Below are 12,397 nucleotides of genomic sequence, written 5' to 3'. Positions count from 1 at the left end.
CTACCCGCCGTCGAGACCGCCGCAGCGTTCCCGACCCGGGTCGGAACTTGCCCGATCGTAAAGGCGCAATCGCGGGTGTTGGTCCGAAATGCCGCCCCACGGCACGTGTGCCGTCCTCTTAGGATGACCCGGCCCGCGTGCACATGCGGGTCGAAATGGGGGAGGCACGTGTTCAGACAACGGAAAGTGCGCGGCGCTGCGGCCGGGCTCGCTTGCGTGGCCATGGTCGCGACGGCGGGAATCCTGGCGAGCTCCGCGTCGGCGGATGACACGGGCACCGACGTGGCATCCCGCAAGCGGGCCGCGGCCGACGGGAAAGCTCCCGCCGGTGACAAGAAGCTGCTGGCGGCGGCCAAGGCCGCCGCGGAGAAATCCGCAGCCCGCAAGAAGGCGGACGTCGGCGACGGCGCCGTGCACCTGGTGGTCGGTTTCAAGCCGGGGGTCGAGGCCGCCGTGGCCACCCAGTCCCTCGGTGCGGCCGGCCTGCGGGCCAAGACGGACGCCGCCCTGGCATCCCTCGGCGCCCGTCGCGTGACTGTCCCGGCCGCCGCCAGCGCCGAGGCGATCGCCAAGCTGCGGGCCGACCCGGACGTGGCGTACGTGGAGAAGGACGGCATCGCCCGGGCCACGGCGGTCACGCCGAACGACGAGTACTGGTCGTACCAGACCGAGCTGCCCCAGATCACCGTGCCGGGTGCCTGGGACCTGACCACCGGATCGGCCGCGGTGAAGGTCGCCGTGGTGGACACCGGTGTGACGAACCTCGGTGGTGAGCTCGGCGACGCGTTGCTGCCGGGCTGGGACTACGTCAACGGCGACAGCGACCCGGCCGACGACGAGGGGCACGGCAGCGCGGTTGCCGCCCTCATCGCCGGGCGGGGCGACAACGGCAAAGGTACGGCGGGAGTCTGCTGGCAGTGCCAGATCCTGCCGGTCAAGGTGCTGGACTCCGCGGGCAACGGCTCGATGGCCAACGTGGCGGCCGGCATCAAGTACGCGGCCGATCGCGGCGTGCAGATCATCAACGTGTCGCTCGGTGGTTACTCGAGCAGCACGGTGCTGCAGGACGCGGTCACGTACGCCCGCGGCAAGGGCATCCTGGTCGTCGCATCGGCGGGTAACGACGCGCTGCGCGACCGGCTGTACCCGGCCGCGTACGCGGACTCGCTCGCCGTCGGTGGCACCGACATCAACGGTGACTGGTTCCTCGACTACGACCCGGCGCTGGGCTACTACGGCTCGAACTACGGCGCCGACTGGGTCGACGTGGCCGCACCCTGGTGCACGGTCGCGCCGAACCTGGCCGGCTTCGCCAACGACAGCGGTGGCGAGGACGTCGGCGACGACGACTACGGGTACTTCTGTGGCACCTCGGCGTCCGCACCCCTGGTGTCGGGCATCGCGGCGCTGGTGAAGTCGCGCTACCCGGGGGCGACCGTGTGGTCGCTGCAGAACAGCCTCACCAAAACCGCCAAGCAGACCGTCACGACGGACTTCACGGCGTTCGGCGAGGTGCGCGCGGCAACGGCGGTGACCACTGTGGACACCACCGCGCCGAAGATCACCGGGGCGACGCCGGCGCAGTCGGCCAAGTTCCGCGGCACGGTGACGGTGGGCGCGACCGGCGTCTCCGACACCGGCGGCGCGGGCATGTCCTACGGTGCGCTCTACGCCGACGGCAAGTACGTCGGCCGGGACACCACGACGCCGTACGCGGTCAAGTACAACAGTGGCCGGCTCAACCGGGCGGTGAAGTTCCAGTGGAAGGTGTACGACAAGGCGGGCAACTCGGCCGTCTACAACCGCACCCTGATCGCCGACAACAAGGTGCCGACGGTGAAGATCACCAGCGGCCCCAAGAACGGCGCGAAGGTCAAGGGCACCGTGACGCTGAAGGCCTCGGCCAGTGACTCGTCGGGCATCACCCGCGTCGAGCTGCTGATCAACGGCAAGGTGGTCGCCAAGGACACCACGTCGGGCTATTCGTTCAAGATCAAGGTGTCGAAGTACGGCAAGAAGATCAAGGTGCAGGTCCGCTCGGTCGACAAGGCGGGCAACTCCGCCACGACCTCGGCCCGTACCTGGAAGCGCTGACAGCCGGTCCGCGCACCCCGCACCGACGACGAAGGCCCAACCCCTGGCACGGGGGTTGGGCCTTCGCCGTCGTCCGGGGTCGTTCGGATCAGCTCCGCACGACGCCGCGGTCGGCCAGCAGCTTCGCCTGCTGCGGCCAGGTCACCAGGCTGGGCGAGAAACGCATGCCGGCGGCCGCGATCGCGGCCCGCAGCCCGGCCTCGTCGGTGGCGGCCAGCTGCGCGTAGGTGGTGATGCCGGCGGCGACGAGCGCGCCGGCCATCTTCGGGCCGATCCCCTCGATCCGGGTGAGATCGTCCGGCGCGGTGGTCCCGGCACCGCGCTGCGCCGGTACGGCGTCAGCGACGGAACCGGCGGGCACGCTCTCATCGGCCGTCGTGCCGCCGAGCACCGGGGCGGTCTCGGGGCTCACGGCTGAATCCGGGCCGGCCGGACCGACTGCCGCTGCGGGCACGGCCTCCGCTGCGGGCACGGCCTCCGCTGCGGGCACGGCCTCCGCGGCGGCGACGCGCTCGACGCCCGGTGCGCTGTCGGTGATGGGCTCGACTTCCGGTGCGCTGTCGGTGATGGGCTCGGCGCCTGCCGCATTGTCGGTGGCGGTGATGGGCTCGACGCCCGGTTCGCGGTCGGCGGCCAGGTCGTCGGCGAGGGCGGTGAAGGCGCGCTGGTCGCCCTCGGCCAGCAGGCGGGCCTGCTCCGGCCAGGTTGCCAGGTTGGGCGAGAGGCGCAGCTTGGCGGCCTTGATCGTGGCCCGCAGCGAAGCGAGATCGGCGTCGGCGAGGTCGCGGTAGGTGCTGATGCCGGCGGCCGCGAGGGTGGCGGCGATCTTCGGGCCGATGCCCTCGATCCGGGTCAGCTTGTCGGCGGGGCGAGCGGACCCGACCGGCGCGGCGGGCGCCGGCTCGGCCGATGCCGGCTCGGCGTCGACCGGCGCGACCGCGACGGGGACGGGCGTCGCGACGACGGGCTCCGGCTCTGCCACGGGCTCGGCCGCCGCGATCGGCTCGGGCTCTGCGATCGGCTCGGGCGCTGCGATCGGCTCGGGCGCTGCGATCGGCTCGGGCTCTGCGACGGACCCGGATCCGGCGATCGGCTCGGATGCGGCGATCGGCTCGGCAGCGAGGGGCTCCGCCTCAGTGACAGGCTCCGTCGCGGTGGGCGTGACGACGGGCTTCGTCTCGACCGGCTCGACGTCCGGCGTCGCGGCGGCGATCGGCTCGGCATCCGACGTGCCGGCGGTGGACGGCCCGCCGTCGGCAACGGAAACGGTTTCGGCGACGGGTGCGGCGGTGACGGCCGGCTCGGCCGGCTCGACGGTCTCGGTTTCCACCCGGCTCTCCACGATGGGCTCAGCAGCGGCCGGATCCACCTCGGCCGGCGCAGCGGCCTCTGGTTCGGTTGTCCCGACGGGCGCGGCGACGGCCACCGCCGGGGCGGCCTCCGCGGCCGCGGACCGCCGGGAAACGAGGATCCGGCCCCAGATCAGCCAGCCCGCGAGCAGGCCGACCAGGAGGGCGGCAACGATGGACAGGAGCGATGCCACGGCATGCCTCCGAAGACGAGGGTCGAGATGTAGGCGCGCAGCTTCGCACATCTCGATACCGGTCAGGTCGCGGCGTGCCGTTTTCGTGACCCCGGACGGGTGATTTCCCCACGAGCCGGTCAAGCCCGGGGCTTGAGCAGCGTGATCCGGCTCGCGCCGAGCTCGGTCACGTACAGGTTGCCGGTGCTCACGTCCTGCGTCACGTCCAGTGGCTGGCTGAATCCGGTCAGTCCGGTGATGCCGGTCGTGCGGTTGCTCAGCGTGCCGTTCGCGGCCACGTCGAAGGTCTCGATGTCCTGTCCCGCCGAATAGCGGACCACGAGCAGCTTGCCGTCGAGCGCCCCGCCCCGGTACTCGATCGCGCCGTTCGCCGAGGCGTGCAGGCCCGCGTCGTAGGTTCCGGCGAGGTCGAGGTTCGGGTCCGGCAGGGTGCCGACCGGGTACGCGCCCACCTGGAACGGATCCGTGCCCGCGGTCGGATTGCCACCGGCCAGCACCCACTCGCAGCGTTGCGGGTTCGGGTGCCCGTAGTAGCGGCCCGCCTTCACGTCGAACACGTAGTCCGTCTCGGCGGTCGGCACCGACGTCAGCGCCGGCACCGTCGGAGCGGTGTAGCCGCGGCGGGTGCAGGACGCGGGCAGCGGTGCCGGAGTCGCCGGGGTGTTGCCGCCGGCCGCCGAGCCGTTGGTCGGCGCGTACAGGTGGCCGTTGCGGTGCCACACCAGGTCGTAGGCGTTCCGGACGCCGGTCGCGTGCAGGGTCACCGGTGCGCCTGCGGCGTAAGGGTTGTAGCTGCCGCCGTCCGCGGTCTTCACGTTGATCGGCGTACCGGTGAACGCCGCCGGGTCGAGCCGCAGCACGGCCGCGCTGAGCAGTTGCTCGGGGCGGTTGCCCCAGGTCGAGTCGGGCGCGCCCATCGCGTTGTTCGCGCCCTGGGACACGTACAGCGCGCCGTCGGGTCCGAAGGCGAGCGAGTTGGTCTCGTGGTCCTTCACCGAGCGGGGCAGGTTCACCACCACCGGCGTGTAGGTGCCGAGGTCGGTGCCGCTGAGCCGGCCGATGCGGCCGGACCAGTCGGGCACGTTCAGCGGGCCGGTGAACTCGTAGTTGTCGGTGACCCAGAGGTTGCCCGCCGGGTCGAAAGCCATGCCGATCACCGTGCGGGCGGGCGCGCCGGGTAGTCCCAGGGCGGCCGCGTTGTCGCGGACGGCGGTGATCACCGTGGCGGTGCCCAGGGTGCCGTCCGCGTTGATCGGAAAGCGGAAGATGCGCCCGTCGAGGGTGCCCGCGTACAGGCGGTTGCCGGGGCCCTCGACCACCGTCGTGAAGGACGCGCCGGTCGCGACGCCGACCACCTTGTCGAAGGCGGCCGGGCCGCCCGGGCCGGTGCCGGCCCCGGTCGTGAAGACGATGGAGTACGGCGTGAAGGTGCGCCCGCTCACGTCCTTCACCCCGGCGGTCAGGCTGAACCGGTACGCGGTGTTCGCCGCGAGCGCCGCGGTCGGGGAGAGGTTGACGACGTCTCCGCCGCCGCTCGTGATGGCGTTGGCCGGCACCGCCGCGCCGTCGCTGACCCGGGTCAGCGTCACGGTCGCCGAGGTCAGGGTGGCCTGGTCGACGCCGCCGTTGGGCAGCACCAGATCCTCGACGACACTGCCGGTCGGTGACACCCCGGTGGCGCCGTTGGCCGGCGTGCTGGTGCGTACGCCGGGGATCGCGCCCGCCCCCGGCACGCTGGCGACGTCCACGTAGTTGAGCTTGGTGTTGGTGCCGCCGGCCGGGCTGAGCGTGAGCCGTCCGTCGGTGACGGTGACCGTCCGGGTGGCGGTGGCGTGCCTGACCGACGCGGTCGGGGTGAACGCGGCGACGGCGTTCTGGTCCTCGATGCTGAGCCAGTGCACGCTGTTCACGGCCGTGCCCGCGTCACCGACCGCGGCCGTCACCGTGTAGGTCCCGTTGGGCACGACGGCCTCCCATGAACCGGGCGTGCTGACCCCGGTGGAGCCGGCCGGCAGCTGGGCGTGGATCAGCGTGGCCAGCCGTACGTCGGGCTGGGCGGCGTCCGGGTTCCGGTTGCGGCCGTTGCCGGCCAGGCTCAGCGGCGTCGTGGTGCCCAGCTGCACCCAGCCGTAGCCGCGAGCGGTGGCGAACGCGTCGCCGGAGTCACGCACGTAGCCGGTGGGCGGGGCGGTGGCGGCGTCGGAGAAGTTCACCTTGAGCGCGAACGCCGCCGGGGTCGCGGTGACAGTGGCCGACGGCGGCGACTCGGTGCCGGTGCTGTCCACGGCGGTGACGGTGTAGCCGTACGCGGTGCCGTTGCGGGCGGTGGTGTCCAGCCACGTGGCCCGGGTCAGCAAGGTCGCGCCCGAGATCAGGGTGCCGCCGCGGTAGACCCGGTAGCCGGCCAGATCCGCGGCGGCCGACGCTGTCCAGGCCAGTGCCACCTGGGCGTCGCCCGGCCTGGCGGTGACTCCGGTGGGTGCGGCGGGTGGGCCGACCCGCGCGATCTCCAGGTAGTTGAGCTTGGAGTTGGTGCCGCCGGTCGCGTCGACGGTCAGCCGCCCGTCGCTCACCGGCACGGTCACGGTGGCGGTGCGGAACTCGGCCGCGGTGGTGGAGACGAAGCCGGACACCGCGGTCACGCCCTCGACCCGGATCGTGTGCGCGCTGTCGTACGCGGGCTGGTCACCGACCGACACGGTCACCTGGTACGAGCCCGGGGACAGCGCGTACTCCCAGGCGCCGGGGGTCAGCACGCCGCTGGTACCGCCGACGTCGCCGTACTGGAGGTGGATCAGGGTGTTGAGCCGCGCGTCGATCCCGGTGCGCGCCCGATCGCGGGTGTTGCGGCTCAGGTCCAGCGGGTCGTGCGTGCCGGCCGCCACCCAGCCCGACCCGCGCGCGGCGTCGAAGCCGAGCCCGGTGTCGGCGGTGTAGCCGGCCGGGACCGCCGCGGCGGCCGGCTGGAAATTGACCTTCGCGACGGGGGTGAGGGCCGCGTGCGCGGGTGCCACGAAGGCGAACGGGGCGACGAGCGCCGCCACGGCTGTTGTCCACAAACGACGGTGCATGTCGGTCCCCCTGACCGGCCCCCCAGCAGGCCTGGCGGCAGCCTGGCACGGCGGCGGTGCGGCGCCCGCTGTCAGCAATCTGTCTGCGGTGTCCGCGCAGGTGGGAGGCCGGGCCGAATGGTCGCGCTCCGACCGCAGGGCGTGAACGGATAGAGCGCCCGTAAGCGCCGATCATCGAGCGGATCCCCCGCACCCGGTACAGATCGGCGCGGCCGTCCAGCAGCCCGCCCCGACCCGCAGTGGGCCGCGTCGGCCGGCCCAGTTCGCACAGGGCCGCGTCGGCCGGCCCGGCCCGCGAACGGCCGCGGCGATGGGTCAGGCGCGCGAACGGCCGCGGCGATGGGTCAGGCGCGCGAACGGCCGCGGCGATGGGTCAGGCGCGCGAACGGCCGCGGCGATGGGTCAGGCGCGCGGACAGCCGAAGAGGCGCGGCTCAGCGATGGCGGCGGCGGGCGATCGCGTACAGGTCGCGGGCCGGGCCGATCAGCTGCCCCGAGGCCGGCCACACCGCCCGCAACTGCCGCTGCAGCGGCATGGCCGTCGGCACCGCGACCAGCGTGCCCGCCGCCAGCTCCGCGGTGACCGCGAGCGAGCTGAGCACCGCCGCCCCGCTGCCGGCCGCCACCGCGTGCTTGATCGCGGTCGTCGACGACAGCTCGAGCAGCGGGGCCGCCGCGGTCAGCGGGGCCAGGGCCTGTTCGAACGCCCGCCGGGTGCCCGAGCCGGCCTCCCGTGACACCAGCGGGGTCCCGGCCAGCTCGGCCGGGGTGACGCCGCGCCGCCGTTTCGACCACGGGTGCCCGGGGGCCACGACGACCGCCAGCCGGTCGGTGGCGACGGTCTCGGCGCGCAGGCCGGCCGGCGCTTCCGGACCTTCGACGAAGCCGAGGTCGACCTCGTTGGCCAGCACCGCGGCCGCCACGTCGGCCGAGTTGGCCGCGCGCAGCGTCACGCTGAGCCCGGGGTGGCCGGTGCGCAGGGCCACCAGCCACGCCGGCAGCAGGTATTCCGCGACGGTCTGGCTGGCGGCCACCGCGAGCCGGCTCTCCTGGGTCTCGCGCAGCGCGGCGGCGCCGGTGGCCAGGGCGTCGGCCGCGTCCACGGCGGCGCGGGCCCAGTCGGCGACCAGGGCGCCGGTCGCGGTCAGCGTCGAGCCGCGCGGGGAGCGGTGCAGCAGGGTCAGCCCGAGGCGGCGTTCCAGCTCGCGGAGGCGGGCACTGGCGGCCGGCTGGGAGATGTGATGTGTCGTCGCCGCGCGGCCCACGCTGCCCAGCCGGGCGACGCTGAGCAGCAGGTCGAAGCCGGTCAGGTCGGCGAACGCCGGCGGCAGAGGCATAAGGCCAGCTTATGACCCCACAGGCGGGCGGCGGCTACTGGGGGAGCCGGGCGGGGACCGAGAGTGGAGATCATGACCGTCCTGCTCGAACGTCCCGTGCGCCCGGCCCCGATCGTGATCGGCCCGAACTGGTTCGCCAGTGTCATGGGCACGGGCATCGTCGCCACGGCCGCGGTCGCCCTCCCGCTGCCCGTGCCGGGGCTGCGGGCGTTCGCCACCGTGGTCTGGGCGCTGGCGTCGGTCCTGCTGGTTGTCCTGGCCACCGCCGCGGTCCGGCACCGCCGGGCGTACGCGGGGGACGTCGTCTCGGAACAGTTCTGGGGCGCGCCGCCGATGGCCCTGCTGACCGTCGGCGCGGGGACGTTGCTGCTGGGCCGGGACTGGATCGGCGAGTCCGCCGCGGTCGCGGTGGACGTGGTGCTCTGGACGGCCGGAACCCTGCTCGGGCTGGCGGTCGCTGTCGTGATCCCGTACCGCATGGTCACCCGGCACCGGCCGGGACCCGGCACGGCTTTCGGTGGCCGGCTCATGCCGGTCGTGTCGCCGATGGTGTCGGCGGCGACCGGCGCGCTGCTCGTGCCGCACGTTCCCTGGCCCGTCGAGCTGCTGGCGGCCTGCTACACGATGGCCGGTCTGAGCCTCGTCGCGGCGGCGCTGGTGTTCGTCCGGCTCTGGCGCCGGCTCATCGCGTACGGCCCCGGCGCGGCCCGGATGGTGCCGACGTGGTGGATCGTGCTCGGGCCGGTCGGTCAGTCGGTCACCGCCGTGCACCTGCTGGGCCGGGCCACCGACGGTGTGCTGAGCGAGCCGTACGCCACCGCCGCGCAGGGGCTGGTGCTGCTCTACGGCGTACCGGCGCTGGGTTTTGCCCTGTGCTGGGCGGCCCTGGCCGCCGTGATCACCGTGCGCACCGCCCGGGCCGGGCTGCCGTTCTCACTCACCTGGTGGAGCTTCACGTTCCCGGTCGGCACGGTGGTGACCGGCGCGAGCGGGCTCGCCACCCGCGTCCCGTCGGCCCTGCCGGTCGCCCTCGCCGTGGTGCTCTATGCGATGCTGCTGGCCGCCTGGTCGGTCGTCGCCGTCCGCACGCTGCGCGCGCTGGGCCGGGGTGACCTCATCCGGCCGGCACCGCCCGCGTAGCCTCTGAGCAGGGCTGCGTCGAGATGAGTGAGGGAGTCGTTGGCCACGGACCTGCTCGCCGAGCTGGCCGGCGCACGCCGCCTGGCCGTTGCCCACGACCGGCCCGACCTCGCCGAACGGCTGGACCGCGCGACCGCCCAGCTGCAACGCGGCGACGTCACCGTGGCGGTGGTGGGCGAGTTCAAGCAGGGCAAGAGCACGCTGGTCAACGCCCTGCTGCGCACCGACGTGTGCCCGGTGGACCCGGATGTCGTCACCGCCGTGCCGACCGTCCTGCGCTACGGCACCGACCCGGCGGTCACCCTGCACGTGCCCGCCGAGGACGGCTCGGTGGAGCCGGTCACCGTGCCGTTCGACCAGCTCGGCGGGCATGTCACCGGCGCCGCTCCGGCGGCCGGGGCGCGGGCGCCGCGCAGCGTGGAGGTCCGCCTCGACCGGCGGCTGCTCGGCGCCGGGCTGTCCTTCGTCGACACGCCGGGCGTCGGTGGCCTCGACTCCGCGCACGGCAACCTGACCATCGGCGCGCTGACCGGGGCCGCCGCGGCGCTGTTCGTCACCGACGCGTCCCAGGAGCTGACTGCCGCCGAGGTCGACTTCCTGCGCCGGGTGCTGGAGCGCTGCCCGGCCGCGTACTGCGTCGTCACCAAGACCGACCTGTACGGCGAGTGGCGGCGCATCGTCGAACTCGACGCCGGGCACCTCGCCGCCGCCGGCCTCGACGTGCCGGTCGTGGCCGTCTCGTCGTTCCTGCGGCTGCGCGCCCAGGCCCGCGACAGCACCGAGCTCAACACCGAGTCCGGCTATCCGCTGCTGGTCGAGCTGCTGCGCCGGGACGTGCTCGGCGCGGCCCGGGCGGGGGCCCGCTCGGCCGCGCGCGCCGAGCTGGCGTTCGTCGTGGCCCAGCTGCGCGAGCGGGTGGTGGCCGAGCAGGCCGCGGCGAGCTCCCCCGCGGCGGCGCAGACCCTGGTCCAGCGGTACGCCGAGAAGCAGCGCCGCACCCGCACGCTGGGCTCGTGGCAGACCGTGCTCGGCGACGGCATCCAGGACCTCACCGCCGACGTCGACCACGACCTGCGCGAACGCCTGCGGACCATGCTGCGCTCAGGCGAGGAGCTGCTCAACGAGTCCGACCCGCGCGACACCTGGCCGGAGTTCCAGGCCTGGGCCGCCCGCGAGGCGTCCGCGGCCGCAGTCGACAACCTGATGCTGCTGGCCCAGCGCAGTGACCAGCTCGCCCAGGAGGTGGCTGCCCGCTTCGACCTGGAGTACGAGGGCCTCGACCTGGACCTGCCCGCACCGGAGCAGGGGCTGGGCAAGGTGGGCGGCCTCGACGTGGACTTCCACCGCTCCGGCATGCAGCAGTTCCTCGGCGCGTTCACCGCTGCCCGGATCACCTACGGCGGCTTCTACATGCTCGGTGCCATCGGCGCGATGTTCAACGTGTTCATCGCCGCCCCGATCGGCCTGATCGCCGGGCTCACCCTGGGTCGCCGGCTGGTCAAGCAGGAACGCGAGCGGCAGATCCAGCAGCGCCGCCAGCAGGCCCGCACCGAGCTGCGCCGCTACGTCGACGACGTCTCCTTCCACGTGGGCCGCGACTCCCGGGAAGCGGTCCGGCGCACCCAGCGGCTGCTGCGCGACGAGTTCACCGCCCGGGCCGCCGCCGTGGAACGCTCGACGGCCGAGGCGGCGTCCGCGGTCCGCGAGATGGCCGCGCTGCCGGCGGACCAGCGTGCGGCGCGGGCCCGGCAGCTCGCCGCCCAGCGCGCGGAACTGGACAAGCTGGCATGACGCTGCTGCCGGAGGTGCAGGCGCTGCTGGACCGGGCGCTGGCCGAGACCGGTGACCCGGCCGTGCGGGCGGCGATCGGCGACGCCCGGCGCCGGCTGGGCGAGCCGCTGCGGGTGGCCATCGCGGGCAAGGTCAAGGCGGGCAAGTCCACCCTGCTCAACGCGCTGGTCGGTGAGGGCCTGGCGCCCACCGACGCGGGGGAGTGCACCCGCATCGTGACCTGGTACGCCGACGGCCCGACGTACGCCGTCACGGCCCACCTGCGGGACGGCGGCACCCGGCCGTTGCCGTTCCACCGGGTCGCCGGCGCGGTCCGGATCACCCTCGACCGGCCCGCCGAGCAGATCGACCACCTCGAGGTACGCGTCCCCAGCGCCCGCCTGCGCCGGCACACCTTGATCGACACGCCTGGCATCGCGTCCCTGTCCACCGACGTGTCCCTGCGGACCACCGCGTTCCTCGACGCCGAGGCCGACCGGCCGGCGCAGACCGACGCGGTCATCTACCTGCTGCGCCACATGCACGCCGACGACGTCCGCTTCCTGGAGTCCTTCCACGGCGACGACCTGGCCAGCGGCACCCCGGTCAACACCGTCGGGGTGCTCTCGCGGGCCGACGAGATCGGTGGCGCCCGCCTGGACGCGATGGAAGCGGCCGCCCGGGTCGCTGCCCGCTACGCCGCCGACGACCGGCTGCGCCGGCTCTGCCCGGTCGTCGTGCCGGTGGCCGGCCTGCTCGGCGCGGCCGGGGCGACCCTGCGCGAGGACGAGTTCCGCACCTTGGCCGCGGTGGCCGCGCTGCCCATGGCCGACGTGGTGGAGCTGCTGCTGACCGCCGACCGCTTCGCCGGCTCGGCACCCGGGCGGCGGGAGACGCTGGGCCGGCTGGGGCTGTTCGGCGTGCGGCTGTCGGTGCGGCTGATCCGCGAGCAGAAGGTGCACGACTCGGCCGACCTGGCCGCCGCGCTGACCGCGCACAGCGGCATCGACCGGCTGCGGGACGTCTTCGCGGCCCAGTTCGTCGGACGCAGCGAGGTGCTCAAGGCCCGGTCCGCGCTGGCCGTGCTGGACGAGTTCATCGACCCCGGCTCGGCGCTGGCGGCGCAGGCCGAGCGGATCCGGGCCAGCGCTCACGAGTTCGTCGAGCTGCGGCTGCTGCACCTGTTGCGGTCGGGCCGGCTGCCGGGCACGCAGGCACAGCTGGCCGAGATGGATCTGCTGCTCGGCGGGGCGGGCGGGGCCGCGTACCTGCGGCTGGGCCTGCCGGCCGACGCGTCGCCGGAGCAGATCGCCGCGGCGGCCCGGGAGGCCCTGGCCCGCTGGCAGACGCTGGCCGAGCACCCGTTCTCGGCCCGGGAGCTGCGCACCGCGGCACGCGCGGTCACCCGCAGCTGTGAAGGGCTGCTGGCCGGCGTCGCCTGAC

7 protein-coding genes are annotated in these 12,397 nt (G+C 74.1%); 4 read left to right on the top strand and 3 right to left on the bottom strand.

Features of this window, described 5'->3' with window-relative positions:
- Window positions 1–168 precede the first annotated feature (168 nt).
- The gene (locus tag AB0C12_RS03560; protein ID WP_360543734.1) at window positions 169–2,094 is read left to right on the top strand and encodes a S8 family serine peptidase; all 1,926 of its coding nucleotides are present in this window, start codon (window positions 169–171) and stop codon (window positions 2,092–2,094) included.
- 88 nt (window positions 2,095–2,182) lie between these two features.
- Here AB0C12_RS03560 and AB0C12_RS03555 read toward each other — a convergent pair whose 3' ends face one another.
- The 3 genes from AB0C12_RS03555 to AB0C12_RS03545 all read right to left on the bottom strand — a co-directional run bounded on the left by AB0C12_RS03555 (window position 2,183) and on the right by AB0C12_RS03545 (window position 8,044).
- Window positions 2,183–3,637: a helix-hairpin-helix domain-containing protein gene (locus AB0C12_RS03555; protein ID WP_360543732.1), complete on the bottom strand. Its 1,455-nt coding sequence runs from the start codon at window positions 3,635–3,637 to the stop codon at window positions 2,183–2,185.
- Window positions 3,638–3,756: 119 nt separating this feature from the next.
- Complete coding sequence (locus tag AB0C12_RS03550) at window positions 3,757–6,708, bottom strand: Ig-like domain-containing protein (protein ID WP_360543730.1); 2,952 nt, start codon at window positions 6,706–6,708, stop codon at window positions 3,757–3,759.
- Between the two features lie 433 nt (window positions 6,709–7,141).
- The gene (locus AB0C12_RS03545; RefSeq protein WP_360543728.1) at window positions 7,142–8,044 is read right to left on the bottom strand and encodes a LysR family transcriptional regulator; all 903 of its coding nucleotides are present in this window, start codon (window positions 8,042–8,044) and stop codon (window positions 7,142–7,144) included.
- Between the two features lie 72 nt (window positions 8,045–8,116).
- Here AB0C12_RS03545 and AB0C12_RS03540 point away from each other — a divergent pair, with 72 nt between their 5' ends.
- From AB0C12_RS03540 to AB0C12_RS03530, 3 genes are read left to right on the top strand one after another with little or no spacing between them, the layout of a single operon-like run.
- Window positions 8,117–9,184, top strand: a complete 1,068-nt coding sequence (locus AB0C12_RS03540) for a TDT family transporter (RefSeq protein WP_360543726.1) — start codon at window positions 8,117–8,119, stop codon at window positions 9,182–9,184.
- 27 nt (window positions 9,185–9,211) lie between these two features.
- Window positions 9,212–10,975: a dynamin family protein gene (locus AB0C12_RS03535; RefSeq protein WP_360543724.1), complete on the top strand. Its 1,764-nt coding sequence runs from the start codon at window positions 9,212–9,214 to the stop codon at window positions 10,973–10,975.
- Entirely contained in the window at window positions 10,972–12,396 is a 1,425-nt protein-coding gene (locus AB0C12_RS03530) for a dynamin family protein (protein WP_360543722.1), read from the top strand. Before AB0C12_RS03535 ends, AB0C12_RS03530 begins: the two co-directional genes overlap by 4 nt.
- Window position 12,397: the final 1 nt, after the last annotated feature.

The sequence above is a fragment of the Actinoplanes sp. NPDC048967 genome (assembly GCF_040649415.1).
GTDB lineage: Bacteria > Actinomycetota > Actinomycetes > Mycobacteriales > Micromonosporaceae > Actinoplanes.
This window is presented reverse-complemented; position numbering and strand designations above follow the sequence as displayed.

Excerpts from the sequence above, each read along its gene's own strand:
- AB0C12_RS03545 (WP_360543728.1), bottom strand. The coding sequence starts at position 8,044 with ATGCCTCTGCCGCCGGCGTTCGCCGACCTGACCGGCTTCGACCTGCTG.
- AB0C12_RS03540 (WP_360543726.1), top strand. The coding sequence starts at position 8,117 with ATGACCGTCCTGCTCGAACGTCCCGTGCGCCCGGCCCCGATCGTGATC.
- AB0C12_RS03550 (WP_360543730.1), bottom strand. The coding sequence starts at position 6,708 with ATGCACCGTCGTTTGTGGACAACAGCCGTGGCGGCGCTCGTCGCCCCG.
- AB0C12_RS03530 (WP_360543722.1), top strand. The coding sequence starts at position 10,972 with ATGACGCTGCTGCCGGAGGTGCAGGCGCTGCTGGACCGGGCGCTGGCC.